Here is a 25,217-nt window from a genome sequence, read left to right as displayed (position 1 = left end):
ACCTACCGACGGGAGCTGCACAGCCATGGAACCTCGTTCCTCGGGGCTGCAACGGCTCGTCCGCGAGGTGGCCAAGTTCGGTGCCGTGGGCGGCGCCGGCGTCCTCGTCAATCTCGGTGTGTTCAACCTGGTCCGGCACGTCTCCGACCTGCCGGTGGTGCGGGCCAGCATCATCGCGACCGTCGTGGCCATCGTCTTCAACTACGTCGGCTTCCGTTACTGGACGTACCGGGACCGCGACAAGAGCGGGCGCACCAAGGAACTCACGCTGTTCCTGCTGTTCAGCGCGATCGGCCTGGTGATCGAGAACGGCGTGCTGTACCTGGCGACCTACGGCTTCGGCTGGGACAGCCCGCTGCAGAGCAACGTCTTTAAGTTCGTCGGCATCGGCGTCGCGACCCTGTTCCGGTTCTGGTCGTACCGCACCTGGGTGTTCCGGGCGCTGCCCGCCCGGGAGACCGTGGTGAGCGCGGAACCGGTCCTGGAGCGGGAGTCGACGAAGCGGACCCCCAAGCAGCGCGTGCCGTAGGCGCCAGGGTCCGGTCCTAGCGGACCGTCGGGTGGTCGTCGTCCGGGGTGCGTGCCGGGGGCGTGCGCGAGAGGAACAGGCCGAAGACCGGGGGCTGCGCCTGGAGCAGCTCAAGGCGTCCGCCGTCGGCCTCCGCGAGGTCCCGGGCGACGGCCAGGCCGATTCCCGTGGAGTTCCGCCCGCTGATCGTGCGCTCGAAGATCCGCGCGCCGAGGTCGGCCGGCACACCCGGCCCCTCGTCGGTGACCTCGATCACGGCCTGGTTGCCGGTGACCCGGGTGCGCAGGGCGACGGTGCCGCCGCCGTGCATGAGCGAGTTCTCGATCAGCGCGGCCAGCACCTGGGCGACCGCGCCCGGTGTGCCCACCGCCTGGAGGTGCCGCTTGCCGGAGCTGACGATGGCCCGGCCGGCGCTGCGGTAGGCGGGCCGCCACTCGGCGAGCTGCTGCTGGATGACCTCGTCCAGGTCGAAGGTGACGGCGGAGCCGGTCCGCGGGTCCCGTGAGTTGGTCAGCAGCCGCTGCACGACGTCCGTCAGCCGCTCGACCTGCGTCAGCGCGATGGTCGCCTCCTCCTTCACCGTGTCCGGGTCGTCGGTGAGGGTGATCTCCTCCAGGCGCATGGACAGCGCGGTCAGGGGCGTACGGAGCTGGTGGGAGGCGTCGGCCGCGAGGCGCCGCTCGGCCGTCAGCATGCGCCCGATCCGCTCGGCGGAGGCGTCCAGCACATCGGCGACCCGGTCCAGCTCGGGGACGCCGTACCGCTTGTGCCGGGGGCGCGGGTCGCCGGAGCCGAGGCGTTCGGCGGTCTCGGCGAGGTCGGTCAGCGGGGAGGCGAGCCGGTTGGCCTGCCGTACGGCCAGCAGCACCGCCGCCACCACCGCGAGCAGCGCGACCAGCCCGATGATCAGCAGGGTCCGGCCGACCTCGCGGGTCACCGCGGAGCGGGGCTCCTGCACGGTGACCGTCTCACCCTCCTCGCCGCGCTGCGTGTAGTGGATGGTGTTGCCCTCGGGCTTGGTGCCGATCTCGATGGGCGGCTTGCCGGGCATGCGGATGACCGCGTACTGGTCCTTGCTGACCGGGTTGCGCAGCACGTCCGCGTTGACGTTCTCCGCGGCGAGGATCCGGCTGTCCACGATGCTGGCCAGCCGCACCGCCTCCGACTCCACACGCTCCTGAGCGCTGTTGCTGATCGTCCGCGTCTCGACGATCACCAGGGACACGCCGAAGACCGCGATCACCACGAGGACGACGGCGAGGGTGGACTGGATGAGACGTCGGCGCATGCTCCGTCACCTGGTGATCGCTGGGGCCCGGACTCAGCTCTTCTCGAACCGGAAGCCCACGCCACGCACCGTCGCGATGTACCGGGGGTTCGCCGCGTCGTCGCCCAGCTTCTTGCGCAGCCAGGAGATGTGCATGTCCAGGGTCTTGGTGGACGACCACCACGTGGTGTCCCAGACCTCGCGCATCAGCTGGTCCCGGGTCACCACCCGGCCCGCGTCCCGCACCAGCACCCGCAGCAGGTCGAACTCCTTGGCGGTGAGCTGGAGTTCCTCGTCGCCCATCCAGGCGCGGTGCGACTCGACGTCGATCCGCACCCCGTGCGTGGCCGGCGGCTGCTGCGGTTCGGCCGCGCCGCGCCGGAGCAGGGCCCGCACCCGGGCGAGCAGTTCGGCGAGCCGGAACGGCTTGGTGACGTAGTCGTCGGCGCCCGCGTCCAGGCCGACGACGGTGTCCACCTCGTCGGCCCGCGCGGTCAGGATGAGGATCGGCACGGTGTGACCGTCGGCGCGCAGCCGGCGGGCGACCTCCAGGCCGTCCATGCCGGGCAGGCCCAGGTCCAGCACGACCAGGTCCACGCCGCCCTGCATTCCGGCGTCGAGCGCGGCGGGTCCGTCCTCGCGCACCTCGACCTCGTAACCTTCCCGGCGCAGGGCGCGGGCCAGCGGCTCCGAGATGGACGCGTCGTCCTCGGCGAGCAGTACACGGGTCATGAGGTGATGGTAGACCGCCCGCGTGCGGTGCCGGGGTGTGATCGGCACCCGGGGTTCTTACCTTCGTATGCTGCTGGTACGAACCATTGACCTGGGGATGCGATCGTAGGAGAGACCTTCGAATCGGGTCGTGCGGTTCCCGCGACACCTGTGATCCGTGTCTCAAGTCCTTCCATATCCGGCAGTGTCCTGCCGTATGGTGACCTGAACGCCTGTAGTACACCGGGGACCTTTGGCGGGCATGTGACGCTGAGGGTCTTCTTTGTGTGCGGGCTGGCCCAGACCAGCCTTGAAAGGAATGACCTCTGGCCGGGCCCCGGACGCGGTGACGCGTCGGGGCGTGGATCCCGGTGGTCGCCGTCCGCCGCCCCGCGATCCGGGGCGGACTCCCCCTGGGCGTGGGGGTGGACGACCGACCCCGCCGGTGCCGGCCGACACCCCCACCGGGCGCGCAACGCTCCACCGCGCGTCCCGACCAGCAAGGAACGACCATGGCGTCCAGCCTGACGAAGGACTCGGTCCGACCGGGCACCCCCGGTTCCGAGAAGACCTTCTTCGGCCACCCCCGCGGACTGGCCACTCTCTTCATGACCGAGATGTGGGAGCGTTTCTCCTACTACGGCATGAGGGCCCTTCTCCCGCTGTACCTGGTGGCCCCGGGTGGCCTGCACCTGAGCGCGGGCACGGCGACGGCGATCTACTCCGTGTACCTGTCGCTCGTGTACCTGCTCGCCCTGCCCGGCGGCTGGTTCGCCGACCGTGTCCTCGGCCCCCGCAAGACGGTCGCCGCCGCGGGCCTGGTCATCATGCTCGGTCACCTGTGCCTGGCGCTGCCCGCCGCCGCGAGCTTCTTCGTCGGCCTGGTCCTCGTCGCCCTCGGCTCCGGTCTGCTGAAGGCCAACATCTCCACGATGGTCGGCCACCTCTACGACGGCCCGGAGGACCCGCGCCGGGACGGTGGCTTCACGCTCTTCTACATCGGCATCAACCTCGGTGCCTTCGTCGCCCCGCTGGTCATCGGCACCGTCGGTGAGAACGTCAACTGGCACCTGGGCTTCGCGCTGGCCGCGCTCGGTATGGCGCTGGGTCTCGCCCAGTACCTGCTCGGCGGCCGCCACCTGAACGCCAGGAGCAGCGAGGTCCCGACCCCGCTGACGCCCGCCGAGAAGGCGTCCACCCTGCGCAAGGGCCTGATCTGGCTGGCCGTCGCCGTGGTCTTCTACGGCATCGTCGGCGGCACCGGCCACTTCACCCTGAACTGGGCGCTGATCCCGCTCACGCTCATCGGCCTGATCGTGCCGATCCTGGTCATCTCCCGGATCCTGCGCGACAAGGACCTGGAGCCGGCCGAGCGCTCCAAGGTGTCCGCGTACATCTGGTTCTTCGTGGCCGCCGCCGTCTTCTGGATGATCTACGACCAGGGCGGCTCCACCCTCTCGCTGTTCGCCGAGAAGAGCGCCGACAACACCATCTTCGGCTGGGAGTTCCCGGTCTCCTGGTACCAGTCGGTCAACCCGGTCATGATCATGGCCCTCGCGCCGGTCTTCGCCTGGCTGTGGCTGTGGCTGAACAAGCGCGGCAAGGAGCCGAGCACGATCGTGAAGTTCGCCTCCGGTCTGGTGCTGGTCGGTGCGTCCTTCTTCGTCTTCCTCGCCCCGCTGTCGATCGCCGAGGGCGGTCACAAGGCCGCGGCGCTGTGGCTGGTCGCGATCTACTTCGCGCAGACCATCGGTGAGCTGACGCTGTCGCCGGTGGGTCTGTCGGTGACGACGAAGATGGCGCCGAAGAAGTACGCCTCGCAGATGATGGGCGTCTGGTTCCTCGCGGTGACCGCGGGCGACTCCGTCACCGCCCTGCTGTCGAACCCGGCCGTCGGTGGTGTCAACCTCGACAAGATGGGCTTCGTCGCCCTGGAGGCCGTGCTCGCCGTGGTCGCGGGTGTCGCGGTGTGGATGTACCGCGGCAAGGTGAAGAAGCTGATGGGCAACGTCAACTAGTCGTTGGACCTGGCCGGCGGAGGGTCACCGCGTCCCTGGGACGCGGTGGCCCTCCGTTCGTGCCGGGGTGCGGGGCGCCCTAGGGATGGTCGAGCGTCGGCGGCCGGCGCACCGCTGCGGCCGAGCGCGCGGTTCCCCACGCCCCTGAGGCCGACTGTCGCGCGGGCCGCCCGTTCGTGCCGGGGTGCGGGGCGCCCTAGGGATGGTCGAGCGTCGGCGGCCGGCGCACCGCTGCGGCCGAGCGCGCGGTTCCCCGCGCCCCTCAGGTCGACGCGGGCCGTCGGTGCGGCCGGCAGCGCAGCCGAGCCGGTGGGGCCGTGGCGGAGGCGAGTGCGGCGGTTCGTTCCGGGTACGGCACGATCGGTCCGCCTCACTCATCCCTGACGGCACATCAGATCTCGCCGTCACGGTTCGCCCGGGGTCGTGAGGAAGGAAGACACGTCACACGCCGGAGTTGTGGTGATCCGGCGTGCGCGAGGCGGTGGCGGAGTGGAGGCGGGGACTCGGGTGGTCTCCGCCGGCGCTCAGGCGGGGGCGCCCAGCTCCGCCCAGACCGTCTTGCCCGGCGTGCCGGGGGCGCGGACCACGCCCCAGTCCAGGCAGAGCCGCTGCACGATGAACATGCCGTGCCCGCCCGGCCGGCCGGCGCGGTGCGGGGTGCGCGGGGCCGGCTGGCCGGTGCCCCGGTCGGAGACCTCCAGCCGGATCACCTTGTTGTCGCAGGAGAGGAGCAGTTCGTCGGGGCCCTCGGCGTGCAGGCAGGCGTTGGTGACCAGTTCGGAGACCACGAGCAGCACGTCCTCGGCGGCGGCCCGCTGGTCGGCGGTGGCGGCGGGCAGCCAGCCCCACGCGTACAGCGCCTGGCGGGTGAAGTCACGGGCGAGCGGGACGACCCCGCTCTCGCCTTCCAGGCGCAGCCTGCGGACCTGCCGGCCCCGGGGCTGCGGGGTGCCGTCGGCCGGGCCCGGCGGCCCGGACGGCACGGACGGCGCGGCTGCCCCCGTGGCCGCGCCGACGGCCGGCGCGGCCCCCTCGGACGCCCCGGAAGCGCCGCTGGGCTCCGGGCCGCGGTCGCCCGGCGAGTAAGGCCGGGTGGTGCTCATCAGCGCTTCACCTCACCGATTCACCAGTTCACGATTCAAAAGTCCGGTCAATAGTCCGGCCGGCGGTCTCCGGCCGGTCGGTCCTGTCGAAGGCCCGGCACCGCCGGCGCCCCGGGCGCCGTCCGGCCGGGATGTCGTCCGCACACCGCCCGGACGTCGTTCGTACATCGTCCGCGCGCCGTCCGCACACCGCCCGACGGCCGTCCGCACGCCGTCCGGCCAGGAATCCCTACCCGCCCGTCCGCCGGACGCACGCCCCGTCCCGCGCGCCCACCGGCCACCGGTAAGCGGTGGCCGACGGCCGGCAGTCGGCGGAACGGCTCCCGCCTCCTTCTGCCCTCTCCTGCCCGACCGATCCGACGGAACACCCCCCGTTTCGGACGTGACGCATGTAACGCCCACGGGAAGCCGCGACGGACCGGACCGGACACGGGGCGGAGGGTCAGTCGGCACCGTCGGCCAGGGCCGCCTCCACGGAGTCGTGGACGGTGAAGACCGCCTCCGCCCCGGTGATCTCGAACACGCGGGCGACCACTGGCAGCATTCCGGCCAGATGGACCCCGCCACCCGCGGCCTCCGCCTTCAAGCGGGCGCCGAGCAGGACGTTCAGCCCTGTGGAGTCGCAGAACTCCAGGCGTGAGCAGTCCACCACGAGCCGCGAGAAGCCCTTGGCCAAGAGGTCGTCGAGGGGCTCACGCAAAAGATCGGCGGTGTGGTGATCGAGCTCACCCGCCGGTGTCACAACGGCGCTGGAGCCCTCTTCCCGCACCTCCACCAGAAGCCGGCCCGACTGTGCGCTGCCGACCGTCCCGTGGTCCATGCCGTCTCTCTCCCGAGGTCGTGGCTGCTGATGCCCTCGAACATTACGCCTTCCATGCGCACTCCGACACCCGAACATCCGCACAGAAACGGACATATAGCTACAGAACGCACTTGCGACTCGCTCGGTGCAGCGGGTAGGGCTAGTAAGGACACACACCCCTACACGCCGGCTTCGGAGGCGCCGCACACCGCAGTGCACGTACTGGCTTCGGCAGCCATATGCCGAGAACGATGGAGGACACCCATGTCACCCCGGCTCGACGCATCGCCTACCCCGATCGCGACGTCGACACCCCCACCGGAACAACTGGATCATCCCATCGACCCCCTCGATCCCTTCGAGGGACTCCCGGAGATCCCCCCGTACGACGAGATCGGCCCGGTCGACGCACGGGCCCTGTCCAAGACCCTCTTCGAGCGCCTGGAGTCGCTGGAGGAAGGGACGCACGAGCACGCGTACGTCCGCAACACCCTCGTCGAGCTCAACCTCGCGCTCGTCAAGTTCGCCGCCTCCCGCTTCCGCTCCCGCAGCGAGCCGATGGAGGACATCATCCAGGTCGGCACCATCGGCCTGATCAAGGCGATCGACCGCTTCGAACTCTCCCGCGGCGTCGAGTTCCCCACCTTCGCGATGCCGACCATCATCGGCGAGATCAAGCGGTTCTTCCGTGACACCTCGTGGTCCGTGCGCGTCCCGCGCCGGCTCCAGGAGCTGCGGCTCGACCTGGCCAAGGCCGGCGACGAACTGGCGCAACAGCTGGACCGCGCCCCCACGGTCGCGGAACTGGCCGAGCGGCTCGGCATCTCCAACGACGAGGTCGTCGAGGGCATGGCCGCCTCGAACGCCTACACCGCCTCGTCGCTGGACGCCCAGCCGGAGGAGGACGAGTCCGAGGGCGCCCTCGCGGACCGCATCGGATACGAGGACCACGGGCTCGAAGGCATCGAGTACATCGAGTCGCTCAAGCCCCTGATCGCCGAACTCCCGCCCCGGGACCGGAAGATCCTCTCCCTGCGGTTCGTGGCGAACATGACCCAGTCGGAGATCGGCGAGGAACTGGGCATCTCCCAGATGCACGTGTCCCGGCTGCTGTCGCGCACGCTGGTACGGCTGCGCAAGGGACTGACGCTGGAGGAGTGACCTCCGCGCGGAACGCGCGCACGCGTGCGGCCCGTACTGCGGTGAGCGGCCCGGTGGAGACGCCGGGCCGCTTCGGCGTCCCCTGCACCCACCACTCCGGCAGCCGGGTGCCCAGCACCCCAACCGTTATGCGGTTCCTCACAGAAACCTCTTTCCGGGACCGCCCCCGTCCACCACTATGGGTCCCCAAACTGGCTGGTATGTCAGCGGCCTTCTCGGGACGGAGGGTGTTGCATGGCTGAGGGGGACCACGCCACGGCGGGGGACCACGAGGACGCGCCGGACGCACGGCTGACCGAACTGCTGCGCTTCCCCACGCCCACGGCCTACCCGGCGTTGCAGGAGCTGCGCCGCCGCCACCATCCGGCGGTCCTCGCCCACGCCCGGCTGTGCGCGACGAGCGAGTCCGCGGCCCGCCGGCTGGCGGCGGAGACGTTCACCACGGCGGCCCGCGAGACGGCCCGGGGCGTCGAACCGCCCGTCCCCCTGCGCCACCGGCTCCTGCTGCTCACCGTGCGGCTGGCGGCCAACTGGGCGCGCGACGAACGCTCCGCGGGCGTCGACCCCGGCCTGCTGCTGGTGCTGACCACGGCCGGCCGCCCCGAGGGCCCGACCCCGCCCCTGCTCCCGGCCTTCCGGTCACTGCCCTCCCGCGCCCAGGGACTGCTCTGGTACGGCGTCGTCGACGCGGAACCCGAGGAGCGCACCGCCGCCTTCCTGGGCCTCGGCAGCGCGGACGTCGTCCACGACACCCCGCGGGCCCTCACCGCCCTGGCCCAGGCCTGTCTGCGGCACCGGCTGGCCGCCTCCGACGACCCGCGCTGCGCGGACTTCCGGCGGCTGATCGAGGAGGCGGTACGGCCGGACGCCCCGCGTCGCAGCGCCGACCTGGACACCCACATGGCGCGCTGCCCGCACTGCACGGCCGCGTTCGAGGAGGTGCGGGCGCTGCGGGACGCGCCCCGGCAGACCCTCGCCGAGGGTCTGCTGCCCTGGCGCGGAACGGCGTACCTGCGCCGGGACGAGCTCCCCGTGTCCGCCGCCGTACCCACGACGGCGGGCACGCCCGGCCGGCCGCCCCGCGGGCGCGTCCTGCTGGGCTCGGCGGCGCTGGGCGTGGCATTGACCCCGCTGCTGGTCTTCCTGTTCAGCCCCGCGCACTCCACCGACCGCCGCCCGGCGGCGGCCACCCCCGCGCCCTCGTCGGTGACGGTGACGGCGACGGTCTCGCTGCCCCCGTCCCCGGCCCACTCCCCCTCCCCGTCCCGCACGTCCCAGTCCCCGTCCCCCTCCCCCACCCCGGCTTCGCACCGCCCGACTCCCACCCCGCCCCGCCGCGAGACCCCGAGCCCGACGCCACCGCCCGCCCCGCCGGGAGCCGCCTACGCCCAGGTGGTCAACCTGGCCACGGGCCGCTGCCTGGACATCCGCGACGGCGACCTGGCCAAGGGCAACGAAGTCGTCACGGCTCCCTGCGACTCCTCCGCGACCCAGCGCTGGAGCGTCGACGCCTCCCTGGGCGTGCTCCGCTCGGCGGCCGACGACGACTTCTGCCTGGACAGCCGGGGCTCGGTCGACCGGGGCGTGGGCATCTGGGAGTGCGACTCGGTCCACGGCCGCAACGGCGAGAACCTCCGCTTCACCGTCGACCCCGACGGCACCATCCGCCCGGCCATCGCCATCGAGACGGCGGTCACCCCGGACGACGGCGACGGCGTCTCCCTGCACGCCCTGTCCGACAGCCCCGGCCGGCGGTGGCGGGCGGGGGCGCGGTGAGCCGTCCGCGACGGGTGCGTGGACGGCGTGCCCGAAGACCCGGTCGAGCCCGGCGAGCACCGGCATGCGCCGGCTGCTGCCGCCCGCCCTGAGCCGCTCACCGGCTCCGGCTGGCGATCAGCGCGGTACGGGTCCATGCGATGAGCTGCCGCACGATCGCCGTGGCACGGGCGCTGTGCGCCGGCAGGAACGGGAGTACGACCAGCGCCGGCGTGCAGGCGAGGGTGACGACGAGCAGCGGAACGATTGCGCAGAGGACGACGAGGACACGCTGCAGCAAGCGGCTGCCCGTGACCACGGCGGTCCAGGACGGTGTCATGGTTCGACGGCTCCAATCCGTGGGAGGGACCTTCCGGGACACCACCGTGCAGAACCGCGCACCCGTTGCGGCAGACGCACCGGTTGCCGATGTGAGGTCAACGAGGGAGGGATCTCAGTGACGGAGGCGCTGCCTGCGATCAGGGGTTCGGGGGACCTGGAGCGGGGCGAGATCCCGGAGGTCGCCGCGCTCGGCAACGCGTTGACGACGCTGTTCAACACCCTCGGGATGTCCCAGAGCGCGTACGCGGTCCGCGTCTCGCTCGACAAGTCGGTGGTGTCACGAGCGCTCCGCGGCCGACGAGTGGCCACGCAGGACTTCATCGACCGGCTGGTCCGCGAGGTCGAATCCGTGCGGGACACCCCTGTACAGCCCGAGGTCCACTCGAATCTGCGCGCCCTGCGCCTGGCAGCCCTGCGCGTGTGCGACCCGGCGGTGTACGAACTGGAGTCCCTGCGGGCGGAGATGGAGAAGACGCGGCGCGAGGCCGAGCTCCTGGCCAGACACCAGGAGGCGCTGCACGACCTGCTGGAGAAGAAGGAGCAGCAGATCGCACGGCTGCGCGCCGAATTGAACCAGGTACGCCAGGACTGGTTCGCCGGCCGGCCCAGCGCCGGTGGCGCGGAGGTGGAGGTGCCGGCCGAGCACGTCGCCCACAACGACGGCCTGGCCCACGAGGTCGCCCGGCTCCGGGCCGAACTGGCGGAGGTGGTCGCCGCCCGCGCCGATACCGAACGCCGGTGCGCCGCGTTGGAAGCCCGGGTCAGGGAGATGGAGGAGGAACTGGCCTCGCGCTCCGGGGAGGCCTGCGGTATCGCGCTCCCCCTGGACAGCCTGCGGGACCAGCTGACGGCGCACTGGGAAAGGGGCCACACCAGGGAAGCGGCCCGTGACCTGACCGAGGCCGCGCTGACCCGGCCCGTGGCCGAGCTCTCCGACCTGGTCGCCTGGCTGGACCACCGCGGCGACCGGCTGCACGGCGACCACGTCGTGCGTGAGGTGGCCCGCGTCCGCAGCGTCGAGGACGTGGCCGCTTTCGGCAAACGCACACTGGACCGGCAGTGGACACCGTCCTTCGCCCACCACGCCGCCAAGAGGGCCGGGCTCCTCGCCGCCGAGGCATGTCTGGTCATGACGCCACAGGACATCGCGGTACTCCACACCCTGTGGCCGGACCAGTGGGATCCGGGAACGGACCAGGTCCTGCTGCTGCGCCCGGCAGGGCCGCACAGCGTCCTCGCCGCTCTGCTGGAGTCCCCGCGCGGCCTGGACGACATGGCTCAGGTCATCGCACGTATACCGGTTGACGAGAAGGCCGCGGTCAGGAACCTTCACCCAGCGTCGTTCGGCCGTTCCGGCGAGCACGCACTGACTCTCCTGCTTCTGGCGTCGGAGGCCGAGTGGCGCGAGTTCCATTCGCTGCTCATCACCGATTTCGCGAGAAGGCTCGACACGGATCACGTGTGGCCGGCCGTGCACGACGCCGGGCTGGGACGGATGTCCGGCGAGCACTGGCGGTCCTTGACCCGCACCCTCCTGGACAGCATGACGCTGGAGCAGTTCTCGCGTGTCTTCACCGGTGTCTGCAAGGCGCACCAGAATCTGCTCACGCCCCAGGGTCTGGGCCGCACCCCCCTGTTCGTGATGCTCCGGGAAATCAGCGACCGCGGGCTGCTCCCCGACTTCGCCAGGACCGCCGGGAGCAGGCCCGCCCTGCTGCCTGGGCGCAGGAGGGAACGCGCGCTGGCGCGCAGCGCGTTGATCGCCTGGCGCACGGCCCAGGACTGACGCGGCTCAGACCACCCGCACCCCGCGCCGCCACACCCCGCTGACCAGGGGTACGCCCGGGCGGTAGGCCAGGTGCACGTGGCTGGGGGCTTCCAGGATGATCAGGTCGGCCCGGGCGCCCGGGCTCAGGCGGCCGATGTCCGTGCGGCGCAGGGCCGTCGCGCCGCCCGCCGTGGCCGACCAGACCGCCTCGTCCGGGGTCATCCGCATGTCGCGGACGGCCAGGGCGATGCAGAAGGGGAGGGAGGAGGTGAAGGACGAGCCGGGGTTGCAGTCGGTGGAGAGGGCGACCGTCACGCCCGCGTCCAGCAGACGGCGGGCGTCCGGCCACTGGGCGCGGGTGGAGAACTCGGCGCCGGGGAGCAGGGTGGCGACCGTCGCGCTGTTGGCCAGGGCGTCCACGTCCGCGTCCGTGAGGTGGGTGCAGTGGTCGGCGCTGGCCGCGTCCAGTTCGACGGCGAGCTGGACGCCGGGGCCGTGGGAGAGCTGGTTGGCGTGGATGCGCGGGTGCAGGCCCTTCGCCTTGCCGGCCGTGAGGATCGCGCGGGCCTGGTCGCCGTCGAAGGCGCCCTTCTCGCAGAAGACGTCGATCCAGCGGGCGTGCGGCGCGCAGGCGTCCAGCATCTCGCCGGTGACCAGGGCGACGTAGGCCGCCGGGTCGTCGGCGTAGTCCGGGGAGACGATGTGCGCGCCGAGGTACGTCACCTCGTCGGTGTGCCGCGCGGCGAGGCGCAGGGCGCGGGACTCGTCCTCGACGGTGAGGCCGTAGCCCGACTTGGTCTCGAAGGTGGTGGTGCCCTGGCGGAGGGCCTCGCCGAGGTAACGGGTGAGGTTCGCCTCCAGTTCCGCGTCGCTCGCGGCGCGGGTGGCGGTGACCGTGGTGCGGATGCCGCCGGCCGTGTAGGAGCGGCCGGACATGCGGGCGTTGAACTCCTGCGTCCGGTCGCCCGCGAAGACCAGGTGGGAGTGGGAGTCCACGAAGCCCGGCAGCACCGCCCGGCCACCCGCGTCGACCCGGTTGTCAGTGGCGGGTGCTTTGCTTGACTCACCGGTCCACACGACACGGTCGCCGTCGATGACGACGGCCGCGTCCTGGACCAGACCGAGGGGGGAGTTGTCGCCGAGGGAGGGGTCGTTGGTGACCAGCGTGGCGATGTTGGTGATGACGGTGCTGCTGCTCATGGTGTCGTCCTCGTGGGGGTCGGCGTCGCTCAGCCGCGCAGGGCTTCGACGGCGGCGGCCAGCGCCTGCGGCACGTGGGGTACGAGCGTGTGCACGCCGTCGCGTACGACGTGCCGGCCGCCCACGACCGTATGCCGTACGTCCGCCGCGCCCGCCGCGAATACGGCCGTCTCGGCGCCCAGCCTGGGCAGTGTCCCGGCCGTCCTGACCGAGTCCAGGGCGATCGTCGTCAGGTCGGCGAGCGCGCCGGGCTCGATGGTGCCGGCGTCGTCCCAGCCGAGGGCGGCGTGGCCGTCGGCGGTGGCGGCCCGCAGCAGGGCGGCGGCCGTCCAGTGGCCCCGGGTGCGGCTGCGCAGCCGCTCGTTCAGCTCCATGGCGCGCGCCTCTTCGAGCAGGTCGATGACGGCGTGGCTGTCGGAGCCGAGGGAGAGCGGGGAGCCGGCCCGCTGGAGGGCGACGGCCGGGCCGATGCCGTCGGCCAGGTCCCGTTCGGTCGTCGGGCACATGCAGGTGCCGGTGCCCGAGTCACCGAGCAGGGCGATGTCCTCGTCGGTGAGGTGGGTGTTGTGCACCCCGGTGGTGCGCGGCCCGAGGACGCCGTGGTCGGCGAGCAGCCGGGTGGGCGTGCGGCCGTGCGCGGCGAGGCAGGCGTCGTTCTCGGCGGTCTGCTCCGACAGGTGCACGTGCAGCGGGGCCCGCCGCTCCTCGGCCCAGCGTGCCACGGTCGCCAACTGCCCGGCGGGCACGGCCCGTACGGAGTGGATCGCCGCCCCGATCCGTGCGTGATCACGCTCCTTGAGAACTGCACAGCGTTCGGCCCAGGCCTCCGCGTCGCCGTCGGAGAACCGCAGCTGGTGGGCGGTGGGCGGCTCCCCGAAGCCGGAGGAGAGGTAGCAGGTGTCGAGGAGGGTGATCCGGATGCCCGCCTCGGCGGCGGCGGCGATCAGCGCCTCCCCCATGGCGTTGGGGTCGGCGTAGGGGGTGCCGCCGTGGGCGTGGTGCACGTAGTGGAACTCGCCGACACACGTGATGCCGGCGAGGGCCATCTCGGCGTACACCGCGCGGGCCAGGGCGTGGTAGGTCTCCGGGGTCAGCCGGTCGGCGACGGAGTACATCACCTCGCGCCAGGTCCAGAAGGTCCCGGAGCCGACCTGGACGGTGCCGCGCAGCGCCCGGTGGAAGGCGTGGCTGTGGGCGTTGGCGAGCCCCGGCAGGGTGAGCCCGCGCAGCACCTCGGCGCCGGGCGGCGGAGTGGGCGTCCCGGTGCGGACGGCGCCGATCCGCCCGTCCGCCACCTCCACCGTGACTCCCGGCTCGACACAGGTGCCGAGCCAGGCGTGCTCCAGCCAGTAGGTTCCCTTGGTCACCTGCGGACCAGCCCTTCCAGTACGTCGGCGAGTGCGCGCACCCCGGCCACGCAGTCGTCCTCGGCGGCGGACTCGGCCGGGGAGTGCGAGACACCGGTGGGGTTGCGCACGAACAGCATGGCGGTCGGGATGCTCCCGGAGAGGATTCCGGCGTCGTGTCCCGCACCGGTCCCGAGGACGGGCACCTTGAGGCCGGTGTCCTTGCCCAGGATGCGGCCGAGTTCGTCCCGCAGGGCGTGGTCGAACTCCACGACCGGGGTGAAGGACTCCCGGACGACGCCGAGGTCGATGCCGTGGGCGTCGGCGTACTCCCGGGCCGCCTTCTCGATGCCGCCCACCACCGTGTCGAGGGTGTCCTGGTCGGCGGCGCGGGAGTCGAGCCATCCGCGCACGAGGGAGGGGATGGCGTTGACCCCGTTGGGCTCGACGGCGATCTTCCCGAAGGTGGCGACGGCACCGGCGAGTTCGGCCTCGCGGCGGGCGGCGAGCACGGTCTCGGCGTACGACAGCATCGGGTCGCGGCGGTCCACCAGCCGGGTGGTGCCGGCGTGGTTGGCCTCGCCCCGGAAGTCGAACCGCCACCGCCCGTGCGGCCAGATGGCACTGGCGATGCCGACCCGGTCGCCGGACAGGTCCAGCGCGCGGCCCTGTTCGACGTGCAGTTCCACGAAGGCGCCGATCCGGGCCAGCCGCTCGGGGTCGGGACCGATGGCGTCGGGGTCGTACCCGGCCGCCTCCATGGCCCGGGGCAGGGTGATCCCCTCCCCGTCGGTGAGCCGGTGAGCCTGCTCGGCGGTCAGCTGCCCGGCGGTGAGCCGGGAGCCGACACAGGCGAGCCCGAACCGGGCGCCCTCCTCGTCCCCGAAGTTGACGATGGCGAGCGGCTTGGCGAACTCGACGCCCCTGCCGCGCAGTTCGTCCAGCGCGGCGAAGGACGACACGACCCCGAGGGGCCCGTCGAAGGCCCCGCCGTCCGGCACGGAGTCCAGGTGCGAGCCGGTGACGACGGCGTCCCCGGCGGCCGGATCCCCCTGCCAGGCCCACTGGTTCCCGTTCCGGTCGACCTCGTACGCCAGCCCCCGCGCCTCGGCCTGCTCCTTGAACCAGGCCCGGCACTCGGCGTCCGCCCCGGTCCAGGCGTAGCGCCGGTAACCGCCGGAGTCGGGGTGCCGGCCGACGGGGAGCAGCTCACGCCACATCTCCTGGAAGGAGGCCCCGGGCCGGGGGCAGTCGTTCCGCTGGGCGGGAGAGTCGCCCTGCCCGGCCTCGCCGACCGTCACGCCTCGTCACCCTCACGCATGGGCACCCGGACCCCCCGCTCGGCCGCGACCGACTCCGCGCTGTCGTAGCCCGCGTCCACGTGCCGGATGACACCCATCCCGGGGTCGTTGGTGAGGACGCGCCGGATCTTCTCGCCGCCCAGCTTCGTGCCGTCGGCCACGGTGACCTGTCCGGCGTGGATGGACCGCCCCATGCCCACGCCGCCACCGTGGTGGATGGACACCCAGGAGGCGCCCGAGGCCACGTTGACCATCGCGTTCAGCAGCGGCCAGTCGGCGATCGCGTCGGACCCGTCGAGCATGGCCTCGGTCTCCCGGTACGGCGAGGCGACGGACCCGCAGTCGAGGTGGTCGCGGCCGATGGCCAGCGGCGCGGCCAGCTCACCGCTCGCCACCATGTCGTTGAACCGCTCGCCGGCCTTGTCCCGCTCGCCGTAGCCGAGCCAGCAGATGCGCGCGGGCAGGCCCTGGAAGTGGACGCGCTCGCCGGCCATCTTGATCCAGCGGGCGAGGGACTCGTTCTCGGGGAACAGCTCCAGGATCGCCTTGTCGGTCTTGGCGATGTCGGCCGGGTCGCCGGACAGGGCCGCCCAGCGGAAGGGGCCCTTGCCCTCGCAGAACAGCGGTCGGATGTAGGCGGGGACGAAGCCGGGGAAGGCGAACGCCCGGTCGTAGCCGGCGAGCTGGGCCTCGCCCCGGATGGAGTTGCCGTAGTCGAAGACCTCGGCGCCGGCGTCCATGAAGCTGACCATGGCCTCCACGTGCTTCGCCATGGACTCACGCGCGCGAGTGGTGAAGCCGGCCGGGTCCTTCGCCGCCTCGGAGGCCATGTCCTCGAAGGCCACGCCCACCGGGAGGTACGACAGCGGGTCGTGGGCGGAGGTCTGGTCGGTGACGATGTCGATGGGGGCGTTCATGGCGAGGAGCTGCGGGACCAGTTCGGCCGCGTTGCCGAGGACGCCGATGGACAGCGGGCGGCGGGCGTCCCGGGCCTCCACGGCCAGCTGGAGCGCGTGGTCCAGGGAGTCGGCCCGGACGTCGAGGTACCGGTGCTCGATGCGGCGCTCGATGGCGCGCGGGTCGCAGTCGACGCAGATCGCGACGCCGTCGTTCATGGTCACGGCGAGCGGCTGGGCGCCGCCCATGCCGCCGAGGCCGGCGGTCAGGGTGATGGTGCCGGCCAGGGTGCCGCCGAACTTCTTGGCGGCGACGGCGGCGAAGGTCTCGTAGGTGCCCTGGAGGATGCCCTGGGTGCCGATGTAGATCCAGGAGCCGGCGGTCATCTGGCCGTACATGGTCAGGCCGAGGGCCTCCAGGCGGCGGAACTCCTCCCAGTTGGCCCAGTCGCCGACCAGGTTGGAGTTGGCGATCAGGACGCGCGGGGCCCATTCGTGGGTCTGCATCACGCCGACCGGGCGACCGGACTGGACCAGCATGGTCTCGTCCTGCTTGAGGGTCTTCAGGGTGCGGACCATGGCGTCGAAGGAGCGCCAGTCGCGGGCGGCCTTGCCGGTGCCGCCGTAGACGACGAGCTTGTCGGGGTGCTCGGCGACCTCGGGGTCGAGGTTGTTCTGCAGCATGCGCAGGGCGGCTTCCTGCTGCCATCCCAGGGCGCTCAGTTCCGTGCCGCGCGGTGCTCGTACGGGGCGGGGTCCCGACATCGTCTGCCTCCTCCTGTGCCTACGTCTATTCACATCCTGTCTGTCTGAATAGGACTAGTCAATACACCGGGACGGCCCCGTCCGCGCGCGGCGGGTGTTTGGCTGGAAGCACCGGTAGCCGGGACAGGACGGAGAAGCCGTGACGGAGATCGAGGCGGTCGGGGACATCGGGAGCGAGGCGCGGGGGCGGGCGGCCCGCCGGGACCGGGCCGTGCGGGCGGCCGTCGAGCGGGGGCTGCTGGGCCCGGACGCGGCCGTGGTGGGCCTGCTGGACGTCCTCGGCATCCGCGAGTCGGCGGCGGCGCTGCGGGCGGCCTTCGATGCGGTCGTGCCGCCCGGCACACCGGTGCTGCACGCCTTCGCCGTGAAGGCGACCCCGCTGGTGCCGGTGGTGCGGCTGCTGCACGAGGCGGGCATCGGCGCGGAGGTGGCGAGCCCCGGCGAGCTGGCACTGGCCCGGGCGGCCGGGGTGCCGCCCGCCCGGACGGTGCTGGACTCGCCGGCCAAGACCCCGGCCGAGTTGCGCGAGGCACTGACCCTGGGCATCGCGGTGAACGCGGACAACCCGCAGGAGCTGGACCGGCTCGACGCCCTCGTGCGTGCCACGCCCACCCGGTCCCCGCTCGGCCTCCGGATCAATCCCCAGATCGGCGGCGGCACCATCGGGGCGACCTCCACGGCGACGCGGACCTCGAAGTTCGGGGTGGCACTCAGGGACGAGGGGGCACGCGACTGGGTCGTCCGGGCGTACGCGGAGCGGCCGTGGCTGACCCGGCTGCACGCGCACACCGGCTCGCAGGGCATCCCGCTGCCGCTGCTGGCGCGGGGCGCGGCGGCGGCGTACGCGCTCGCGGAGGAGATCAACGCGGTCGTCGGGCGGCGGCAGGTCGACACGATCGACATCGGCGGCGGGCTGCCGGTGAACCTCGCGTCGGAGGAGACGACGCCGTCGTACGCGCAGTACGCGCGCCTGCTGGCCGAGCAGGTGCCGGGGCTGTTCGACGGGCGGTACGGGCTGGTGACCGAGTTCGGGCGGTCGCTGCTGGCCAAGTACGGGACGGTGGTGGCCCGGGTGGAGTACGCCAAGAGCGCGGGCGGGCGGCGGATCGCGGTGACGCACGCGGGCGTGCAGGTGGCGACGCGGACGGTGTACGTGCCGGGGGTCTGGCCGCTGCGGATCGCCGCGTACGACGCCGGGGGCCGGCCGAAGGCAGGGCCGGAGGTGGTGCAGGACGTGGCCGGGCCGGCCTGCTTCTCGGGTGACCTGCTCGCCGAGGCGCGCGCGCTGCCGCTGCTGGAGCAGGGCGACTACGCGGCGGCACTGGACACGGGCGCGTACTACTTCGCCCACCACTACGCCTACAACTCCCTCGCCCGGCCGGGCGTCTACGGCTACGCGCCGGACGGCGAGGGGGGCGTAGCCTTCGCCACCGTACGGGAGCCGCAGACCGTCGCGGAGGTGGTGGCGGAGTCGGGAGGGGCGCACGCGTCCGCACTCACCGGCCTCCGGGGCGCCACCGGCGGGCCCCCTTCGCCGTGATGATCAACTCGCCTGTCCCGCAGGCCAGTTGACCCACACTAGTACGCCCGGCGCATGTTCCAACGGAAAATGCCAAAGGCCTCACCTCCCGCACACACGTTGCGTAGTGTCGGCGTCACTCAACCGGAGTCACAGGCGGGAGGGGAGCCACGGTGCCCGGAATCGACGAGTGCTTGCTGGAAGCGATGCGGTTGCCCGGTGCCCGGGGAGCCGCGCTGGTGGACTGGACGAGCGGACTGGCCCTCGGCGCGGTCGGGGAGGCGCCCGGCGGCGACCACGAGACGACCGCCGCCGAGGCCGCCGAACTCGCCCGGATGGCCGCCGAGCACGGCACCTTCGCGGCGGGCGGCGACGACCTGCCCCCCGTGGAGGACGTGATCATCAGCAACGGGGACAGCTACCACCTGCTGCGCTTCGTGGACACGTCCTTCGACAGCAGCGTGTTCCTGCACCTGTGGCTCGGCCGCGAGGAGGGCAACCTCGCGCTCGCCCGGATCCGGCTCGGTGAGATGGCCGCCCGGCTGGTGCTGGGATGACCGTGGTCAGCACCCCGCAGCCGGCCCTCCCGGTCCGGGACAAGGGGGCCGGGCGCGCCCTGTCCCCGATGCTCACCCGGCTCGCCGAGGAGCGGGCCACCGGCGTCCTGGTCCGCGAACACGGCATCCTGCACCTCGCCGAGGGCCGGGTGGTGCACGCCGAGAGCCCCCTCGCCCCCGGCCTCGACGTGCTCCTCACGGCCCACGGCACCCTCGCGACCGCCGCCTGGCAGCAGGCGGCGGCCCGGACCACGGGTCCCCTGCACGCGGCGGAACTCCTGCTGCACTCCGGGGTGTTGCCCACCGGTGCGCTGGAGCTGTGCCATCTGGACGCGCTGTACGACGCCGGGTACTTCGCGCTGGCGCCGAGCAGCACGCCGGGACGGTTCCGGTACGACTCCGCGCCCCGGCTCGGCCCGCTGCCCTCGGTGCCGGTGGTCGCGCTGGAACGCGAGACGCTGCGCCGCCGGCTGCTGCTGCACCGGCTGTGGCCCGACCCTGCCGCCGACACCGCCCCGCTGATCCGGGCGGATCCGCCCACCGGCCGCGCCCCGGAGAACCCGGCCGACCCGGCCGGGCCCACCGCACCGGCCACCCGGACCGCCCCCGCCGCCCCGGTGACACCCCGGCAGCGGGCCGTCCTGGACCGCGTGGACGGCGTCCGCACGGCCGCCGACATCGCCCGGAACCTGGGCCGGCAGGCGTTCCACACGCTGGTCGACGTGCGCCGGCTGACGGCGGCCGGACAGATCGCACCCGCGTCCACGGCACCCGCCCCGCCACCACCGCCGCCCTACCAGGTCACCACCGACCCCGACATCGCGCTGCTGAAGAGGCTCAGGGATGCGCTGGAGGCGCTTTGAACGGCACCGCCCCGCCGAGAGGAGAGACCTGATGGTGGCCGAAGAGGACCTGCGGACCGTCCTGGAGGAGCTGCTGCGGCTGCGCACCCGGGTCCCGCAGCTCACCGGCGCCCTGGCGGCCGGCGTCGACGGCCTCGTCGTCGCCCACGACACCCCCGGGGTCGATCCGGAGGGCCTGGCCGCGCTCACCGCCGCCGCGCTCGGCGTCGCCGTGCGGGTCACCGATGCCACCGGGCACGGCGGCTTCCGGGAGCTGCTGGTGCGCGGCGAGCGCGGCTACATCGCCACCTACGCGGCCGGCCGGACCGCCGTCCTGACCCTGCTCGCGCAGGACCGGGTCAACGTCGGCCGGCTGCACCTGGAGGGGCGCCGGGCCGGCGCCCGCATCGGGGAGCTGCTGGACGCCGCCGAGGCCGTACGCCCGCTCCCGAGGACCACCCCCGCACGGACCCGCACTCCCCGCGCGCCCCGCACCACGGCCGCCGAGGCGCGCACCGCAACCGACAGCTGAAAGGACCACCATGGCCAACACCGAGACCGCGCTGAAGGAAGCCCTCACCTCCATAGAGGGAGCGACCGGTGTCGCGCTCGTCGACTACACCAGCGGGATGGCGCTGGGCACGATGGGCGGCAGCAAGACCTTCGACCTGAACGTGGCCGCCGCCGGCAACACCGATGTGATCCGCGCCAAGATGCGCACGATGGAGATGCTCGGCCTCAAGGCCGGCATCGAGGACATCCTGATCACCCTCTCCGACCAGTACCACCTGATCCGCCTGCTCAGCAGCCGCGGCGGCAACGGGCTGTTCCTGTACCTGGTCCTCGACTCCAGCCGGGCCAACCTGGCGATGGCCCGGCACCAGCTCAAGCGGATCGAGGAGGAGCTGGAGGTCTGACGGCGGCTCAGACCAGTGCGGCGGTACGGCGGCGGGCTCCGCCCGGGGCCGCGTCGCCGGCCGCGACGCCCGTACCGCGCAGGCCCTTGACGGTCTTGCCCGCGGGGCGCCCGCCGCGCCGGTCGAGCCAGTCGACGCGCACCCACAGCAGCGTCTCCCGGGTCCGCTCCAGCCGCCCGAGCCACGCGGCCTTCAGGCGCAGCCCGGTGCCGAGCCCGGCCAGCAGCATGCCACCGGCCGCGGGCACGGCGAAGGCGGAACCGAGCGCGAGCGCCCAGCCCAGCACCAGCCACCAGCGGTGGCCCCGGCGCCAGGCGCGCACGGTCACCGCCCGGTCCTGAAGGACGTCGTACTTGCCCGCGCGGGCCACCCCGCGGGCGAGGGCGGTGTAGCGGCCCCGCCGGGCGAGTGCCACGACGGCCGCGCCGATGAGGAACAGCGCCGCGCCCGCCAGCACGCCGATCCGGCGCCCGGTCACTCCCTCCGGCACGACCCCGATCCCCGCGGCGACCACCCCGAGCCACCACAGCGGTGCGGCCCCGGCCCGTACGACGACGGCCACCCGAGCCAGTCCCTGTCCTCCGCGCGCCACGTCAGCCTCCCGTGTCACGTTCCGAAGCGCATGCGTCTCGTAGGGAAGCTAATAGCAGAACGTGAGACGAATCTGAGAGTGGCGGGGCCCGGTCATTCGACGAACAGGCCGCGGGCCGCCGCCTTGGCGTCGAACTCCTCCAGGCGGGCCTGGGCGTCCGGCAGGTCGTCGCAGAGCGCCTCCAGCAGCACCCGGCCGAGGAGCATGGGCGCGCACGCGGTGTCGAAGGCGAGCCCGGTGCCGACGGCGGCGGGCAGCAGCAGGTCGGAGTACTTGGCGACCGGCGCGAACGCGGAGTCGGCGACGGTGACCACGGTCAGGCCGGCGTCCTTGGCGTAGGCGAGGGTGTCCACGACCTCGCGCGGGTGCCGGGGCAGCGCGAAGCAGAGCAGGGCGGTGGCACCCGCGCGGACGGCGGCGTCGATGCGGTCGTGGATCATCGTGCCGCCCTCGTGGAGCAGCCGGACGTCCGGGTGCACCTTGGCGGCGAAGTAGGAGAAGCCGTACGCCTGGGAGGCGGCGGCGCGCAGGCCGAGCACCGGCAGCGGGCGGGAGGCGGCGAGGACGCGGCCGGCCCGCTGCACCGGGCGGGGGTCGGCGAGCAGCTCGGCGAGGTGCCTCAGGTTCTCGATCTCGGCCTCGACGGCCTGCTGGTACTCGTTGTAGGCGGAGACCTCGGCGGCCGGTTCGGCCGGGACGACCTCGCGCAGGTGCTTGCGCAGGGCGGGATAGCCGTCGAAGCCGAGGGCGACCGCGAACCGGGTCACCGACGGCTGGCTGACCCCGGCCAGTTCGGCCAGTTCCACGCTGGACAGGAAGGGCACGTCGGCGGCCCGGCGCACCATGCTGTGCGCGATGCGGCGCTGGGTCGGCGTGAGCCGGTGGCCCTCGAAGAGCGCCTGCAATCGGTTGGCAGGGCTGTCGGTCCCGCTCATCACGTACTCCCCCTCCGGATTCCTCGACGCCCCGGGAGAGTACAGCGCCGGGGCATTGACAAACACGGGTCGTCTATTCAGACAGTGTCTCGCTGCATACCGTTATACAGCCCACCGTGGGGAGAACGCATGGCTCAGCTCGTGGAACTGCGCTCCATCGACGTCGTCCCGGACGAGGAACGGCACGGCACGGCCTTCAGCCAGTTCACCCTCTGGCTCGGCGCCAACCTCCAGATCACGGCCGTCGTGACGGGTGCCCTGGCGGTCGTCTTCGGCGGGGACGTGGTGTGGTCGGTCGTCGGCCTGCTGCTCGGCAACCTGCTCGGCGGGGCGGTGATGGCCCTGCACTCCGCCCAGGGCCCGAAGCTCGGCCTGCCGCAGATGATCCAGTCCCGGGCACAGTTCGGGGTGCGCGGGGCGGTCGTACCGCTGCTGCTGGTGATCGTGATGTACGTCGGCTTCTTCGCGTCCGGCAGCGTGCTCGCCGGGCAGGCGGTGGGCGAGCTGACGCACACCGACGACACCACCGGGATCGTCGTCTTCGCGGCCGTCACGGCGGTCATGGCGACCGCCGGCTACCGGGTCATCCACACCCTCGGCCGGGTCGCGAGCGTCGTCTGCGCGCTCGCCTTCGTCTACCTCGCCGTACGCCTCCTGGACCGCGCCGACACCGCCGCGCTGCTGCACGACGCGCACTTCTCGCTGCCGATGTTCCTGCTGGCGATGTCCCTGTCGGCGTCCTGGCAGCTGGCGTTCGGGCCGTACGTGGCGGACTACTCGCGCTATCTGCCGCGGACGACGTCCACGAAGGCCACCTTCTGGTGGACGCTGTCCGGCTCGGTGCTGGGCTCCCAGTGGTCGATGACGTTCGGGGTGCTCGTCGCGGCCACGGCGGGCGAGACGTTCCTGGACAGCCAGGTCGGGTACGTCGTCGCCCTCGGCGGCACGGGCCTGGCCGCGTCCTTCTTCTCCTTCGTCATCGCCCTGGGCAAGCTCACCGTCAACGTCCTCAACACCTACGGCGGCTTCATGTCGATGGTGACGAGCGTGAGCGGCTTCCGCGGGCAGCGGCGGCTGTCCCGGGCGGGCCGGGCCGCGTACATCGGGCTGGTGATGGTCGCCGGGACCGCGGTGGCCCTGCTGGGCAAGGACAGCTTCCTGTCCTCCTTCAAGGACTTCCTGCTGTTCCTGCTGACCTTCTTCACGCCCTGGTCGGCGATCAACCTGGTGGACTACTACCTGATCTCCAGGGAGCGGTACGACCTCGCGGCCCTCGCCGACCCGCACGGACGCTACGGCGCCTGGCGCTGGGACGCCCTCGCCGTGTACGCGGCCGGTCTGCTCGCCCAGCTGCCGTTCCTCGCCACCAGCTTCTACACCGGCCCGCTGGTGGACCCGCTCGGCGGTGCGGACATCTCCTGGATCGTCGGTCTGGCCGTACCGGCGCTGCTGTACTGGCTGGTCGCGCGCCGGAACACGGTGGCCGGCCCGAACCCCGAGCGGGGGGCTAGCCCCAGTGCCGTCGAGACGGCCGCTCCCTAGGCTGACCGGCATGAGCACACTCGATCCCCGGGACGCCGGCCTCAGGACGGACCCGAACCTCCGGAAGGACCTGGACGCGACCGTGCGCGCCCGCAGGGAACTGGGCGACGACTACGACTCCGCGCTGGTGGAGTCCTTCCTGGAGAAGGTCGAGCAGCGGATCGACGACGCGGTGGACCGCCGGGTGCGGCGGCAGCTCGCCGAGCGGCAGATGGCGACGGCCCGCGAGACCCGGCGGCCGAAGCCGGCCGACTCCTGGGGCGAGCGCTACGGCTTCGCCCTGATCACGCTCGTCCTGGCGATCCCGCTGTCCGCCATCGCGGGTGCGGTGGCCGGGCTGTCCGGGATGGTGGTCACCTGGCTCGGCATCGTCGGCGTCAACGCGGTGCAGGCCGTACGGCTCAACCCCGACCTCCTCGCCGGCCGGCGCCACCACGACGGCCCGGCGCGGGGCGAGTGACCGCCGGGGCGGGTGACCGCCCTCGGTGGGGTCACGCCTGCCGGGTCGGCAGCACCATGATCTGGCGCAGGTTGACGTGCCGGGGGCGGCTGGTGGCGTAGGCGACGACATCGGCGACCTCCGCCGGGGCGAGTCCCCCGATCGCCCCGAACATCTCGTCCAGTTGCCCGGACAGCTCCGCGCTGTCGACGTGCGAGGCCAGTTCGGTCTCCGTCAGTCCCGGCTCGATGTTGGTGACCCGGACGTCCCGCGGCCCCAGTTCGCCGCGCAGGCTCTGCGACAGGTAGGTGACGGCCGCCTTGGTCGCCCCGTACACCGCGTAGTTCGGGAAGGGCACGTGGGCGCCGATGGAGGAGATGTTCACCAGGTCGGCGGTGCGCCCCCCGGCCGCGGCGGCCAGCAGGTCGGCGTTGAAGGCGCGGATGATCCGCAGGACGCCGGTGACGTTCGTGTCGAGCATCCGCTGCCACTCGTCGAGCCGGCCCGCCTCGACGGGGTTCGGCAGCATGACACCGGCGTTGTTGACGACGAGGTCGACGGCTCCGAACGTCTCGTGGACCCGGTCCCGGGCGTCCTCCACGGACGCGTCGTCGGTGACGTCGGCGGCCACCGCGAGCGCCTGGCCGCCCTCCGCCCGGATCTTCTCCACCAGCGCGTCCAGCCGGTCCGCGCGCCGGGCGAGCAGCGCCACCCGGGCCCCCTCGGCGGCCAGGTGCAGGGCGACCGCCTCGCCGATGCCGCTGGCGGCTCCGGTGACCACGGCGGTACGGCCGGACAGGTTCTCGTACGACATGGGTGCTCCCTCGTGGACCGCGGCCGGGGCTGCTCCCCGGCGGCTGACACCACTCTCGTCACGTCCGGCCGCCCTACCCAGGGATGCGGTTTTCCT

24 protein-coding genes are annotated in these 25,217 nt (G+C 72.7%); 12 read left to right on the top strand and 12 right to left on the bottom strand.

Going from position 1 to position 25,217, the window contains the following annotated elements; genetic code table 11:
• Nucleotides 1-25 precede the first annotated feature (25 nt).
• Nucleotides 26-529, top strand: coding sequence for a GtrA family protein (locus C3492_RS02255; RefSeq protein WP_103809980.1), 504 nt, complete (start codon nt 26-28; stop codon nt 527-529).
• A gap of 16 nt (nt 530-545) precedes the next feature.
• On the opposite strand, the gene C3492_RS02250 is transcribed toward C3492_RS02255, so the two are convergent.
• Together C3492_RS02250 and C3492_RS02245 are read right to left on the bottom strand one after the other, a co-directional pair.
• On the bottom strand, nt 546-1,817 hold the full coding sequence (locus C3492_RS02250) for an ATP-binding protein (RefSeq protein WP_103809979.1): 1,272 nt from the start codon (nt 1,815-1,817) through the stop codon (nt 546-548).
• A gap of 33 nt (nt 1,818-1,850) precedes the next feature.
• Nucleotides 1,851-2,528 carry a response regulator transcription factor gene (locus tag C3492_RS02245; RefSeq protein WP_030653180.1) on the bottom strand — a complete coding sequence of 226 codons (678 nt, stop codon included), beginning with the start codon at nt 2,526-2,528 and terminating at the stop codon, nt 1,851-1,853.
• 491 nt (nt 2,529-3,019) lie between these two features.
• On the opposite strand from C3492_RS02245, the gene C3492_RS02240 reads away from it, so the two are divergent.
• Nucleotides 3,020-4,525, top strand: coding sequence for a peptide MFS transporter (locus tag C3492_RS02240; RefSeq protein WP_103809978.1), 1,506 nt, complete (start codon nt 3,020-3,022; stop codon nt 4,523-4,525).
• A gap of 524 nt (nt 4,526-5,049) precedes the next feature.
• On the opposite strand, the gene C3492_RS02235 is transcribed toward C3492_RS02240, so the two are convergent.
• Together C3492_RS02235 and C3492_RS02230 are read right to left on the bottom strand one after the other, a co-directional pair.
• Nucleotides 5,050-5,628 carry an ATP-binding protein gene (locus C3492_RS02235; RefSeq protein ID WP_103809977.1) on the bottom strand — a complete coding sequence of 193 codons (579 nt, stop codon included), beginning with the start codon at nt 5,626-5,628 and terminating at the stop codon, nt 5,050-5,052.
• A gap of 442 nt (nt 5,629-6,070) precedes the next feature.
• On the bottom strand, nt 6,071-6,448 hold the full coding sequence (locus tag C3492_RS02230; RefSeq protein ID WP_059251093.1) for an STAS domain-containing protein: 378 nt from the start codon (nt 6,446-6,448) through the stop codon (nt 6,071-6,073).
• Between the two features lie 246 nt (nt 6,449-6,694).
• Here C3492_RS02230 and C3492_RS02225 point away from each other — a divergent pair, with 246 nt between their 5' ends.
• Together C3492_RS02225 and C3492_RS02220 are read left to right on the top strand one after the other, a co-directional pair.
• Nucleotides 6,695-7,591, top strand: coding sequence for an RNA polymerase sigma factor SigF (locus tag C3492_RS02225; RefSeq protein ID WP_030653201.1), 897 nt, complete (start codon nt 6,695-6,697; stop codon nt 7,589-7,591).
• A 234-nt stretch (nt 7,592-7,825) separates the two neighbouring features.
• Nucleotides 7,826-9,367, top strand: a complete 1,542-nt coding sequence (locus C3492_RS02220; protein WP_103809976.1) for an RICIN domain-containing protein — start codon at nt 7,826-7,828, stop codon at nt 9,365-9,367.
• Between the two features lie 97 nt (nt 9,368-9,464).
• On the opposite strand, the gene C3492_RS02215 is transcribed toward C3492_RS02220, so the two are convergent.
• Nucleotides 9,465-9,686 carry a hypothetical protein gene (locus C3492_RS02215; RefSeq protein WP_103809975.1) on the bottom strand — a complete coding sequence of 74 codons (222 nt, stop codon included), beginning with the start codon at nt 9,684-9,686 and terminating at the stop codon, nt 9,465-9,467.
• A 117-nt stretch (nt 9,687-9,803) separates the two neighbouring features.
• On the opposite strand from C3492_RS02215, the gene C3492_RS02210 reads away from it, so the two are divergent.
• A complete protein-coding gene (locus tag C3492_RS02210) occupies nt 9,804-11,474 on the top strand; it encodes a hypothetical protein (protein ID WP_103809974.1) in 1,671 nt (556 codons plus the stop codon).
• A 6-nt stretch (nt 11,475-11,480) separates the two neighbouring features.
• On the opposite strand, the gene hutI is transcribed toward C3492_RS02210, so the two are convergent.
• The 4 genes from hutI to hutU all read right to left on the bottom strand — a co-directional run bounded on the left by hutI (nt 11,481) and on the right by hutU (nt 16,964).
• On the bottom strand, nt 11,481-12,656 hold the full coding sequence (gene hutI / locus C3492_RS02205; RefSeq protein ID WP_103809973.1) for an imidazolonepropionase: 1,176 nt from the start codon (nt 12,654-12,656) through the stop codon (nt 11,481-11,483).
• Between the two features lie 29 nt (nt 12,657-12,685).
• Complete coding sequence (locus C3492_RS02200) at nt 12,686-14,023, bottom strand: formimidoylglutamate deiminase (protein ID WP_103809972.1); 1,338 nt, start codon at nt 14,021-14,023, stop codon at nt 12,686-12,688.
• Complete coding sequence (locus tag C3492_RS02195) at nt 14,020-15,222, bottom strand: allantoate amidohydrolase (RefSeq protein WP_181140158.1); 1,203 nt, start codon at nt 15,220-15,222, stop codon at nt 14,020-14,022. Before C3492_RS02195 ends, C3492_RS02200 begins: the two co-directional genes overlap by 4 nt.
• Before the next feature lie 77 nt (nt 15,223-15,299).
• The gene (hutU, locus tag C3492_RS02190; protein ID WP_103809970.1) at nt 15,300-16,964 is read right to left on the bottom strand and encodes a urocanate hydratase; all 1,665 of its coding nucleotides are present in this window, start codon (nt 16,962-16,964) and stop codon (nt 15,300-15,302) included.
• Nucleotides 16,965-17,103: 139 nt separating this feature from the next.
• Here hutU and C3492_RS02185 point away from each other — a divergent pair, with 139 nt between their 5' ends.
• The 5 genes from C3492_RS02185 to C3492_RS02165 all read left to right on the top strand — a co-directional run bounded on the left by C3492_RS02185 (nt 17,104) and on the right by C3492_RS02165 (nt 20,799).
• Nucleotides 17,104-18,504: a diaminopimelate decarboxylase gene (locus C3492_RS02185; RefSeq protein WP_103809969.1), complete on the top strand. Its 1,401-nt coding sequence runs from the start codon at nt 17,104-17,106 to the stop codon at nt 18,502-18,504.
• Between the two features lie 152 nt (nt 18,505-18,656).
• A complete protein-coding gene (locus C3492_RS02180; RefSeq protein WP_014673138.1) occupies nt 18,657-19,040 on the top strand; it encodes a hypothetical protein in 384 nt (127 codons plus the stop codon).
• Nucleotides 19,037-19,903 (top strand): hypothetical protein, encoded by an 867-nt coding sequence (locus tag C3492_RS02175; RefSeq protein WP_103809968.1) that lies wholly within the window; start codon nt 19,037-19,039, stop codon nt 19,901-19,903. The genes C3492_RS02180 and C3492_RS02175 overlap by 4 nt, the downstream gene beginning before the upstream one ends.
• Before the next feature lie 31 nt (nt 19,904-19,934).
• Nucleotides 19,935-20,414: a roadblock/LC7 domain-containing protein gene (locus C3492_RS02170; protein ID WP_014673140.1), complete on the top strand. Its 480-nt coding sequence runs from the start codon at nt 19,935-19,937 to the stop codon at nt 20,412-20,414.
• Between the two features lie 10 nt (nt 20,415-20,424).
• Nucleotides 20,425-20,799, top strand: coding sequence for a hypothetical protein (locus C3492_RS02165; protein ID WP_103809967.1), 375 nt, complete (start codon nt 20,425-20,427; stop codon nt 20,797-20,799).
• 7 nt (nt 20,800-20,806) lie between these two features.
• Here C3492_RS02165 and C3492_RS02160 read toward each other — a convergent pair whose 3' ends face one another.
• Nucleotides 20,807-21,391, bottom strand: a complete 585-nt coding sequence (locus C3492_RS02160) for a hypothetical protein (protein ID WP_258055434.1) — start codon at nt 21,389-21,391, stop codon at nt 20,807-20,809.
• 92 nt (nt 21,392-21,483) lie between these two features.
• Nucleotides 21,484-22,326 (bottom strand): MurR/RpiR family transcriptional regulator, encoded by an 843-nt coding sequence (locus tag C3492_RS02155; protein ID WP_181140146.1) that lies wholly within the window; start codon nt 22,324-22,326, stop codon nt 21,484-21,486.
• Nucleotides 22,327-22,455: 129 nt separating this feature from the next.
• Here C3492_RS02155 and C3492_RS02150 point away from each other — a divergent pair, with 129 nt between their 5' ends.
• Both C3492_RS02150 and C3492_RS02145 read left to right on the top strand, forming a co-directional pair.
• Nucleotides 22,456-23,868 (top strand): cytosine permease, encoded by a 1,413-nt coding sequence (locus tag C3492_RS02150; protein WP_103809964.1) that lies wholly within the window; start codon nt 22,456-22,458, stop codon nt 23,866-23,868.
• 10 nt (nt 23,869-23,878) lie between these two features.
• On the top strand, nt 23,879-24,328 hold the full coding sequence (locus C3492_RS02145; protein WP_103809963.1) for a hypothetical protein: 450 nt from the start codon (nt 23,879-23,881) through the stop codon (nt 24,326-24,328).
• Nucleotides 24,329-24,359: 31 nt separating this feature from the next.
• On the opposite strand, the gene C3492_RS02140 is transcribed toward C3492_RS02145, so the two are convergent.
• The gene (locus tag C3492_RS02140; protein WP_103809962.1) at nt 24,360-25,121 is read right to left on the bottom strand and encodes an SDR family oxidoreductase; all 762 of its coding nucleotides are present in this window, start codon (nt 25,119-25,121) and stop codon (nt 24,360-24,362) included.
• Between the last annotated feature and the right edge of the window lie 96 nt (nt 25,122-25,217).

Source organism: Streptomyces sp. Ru62 (assembly GCF_002920615.1).
Lineage (GTDB): Bacteria > Actinomycetota > Actinomycetes > Streptomycetales > Streptomycetaceae > Streptomyces.
This window is presented reverse-complemented; position numbering and strand designations above follow the sequence as displayed.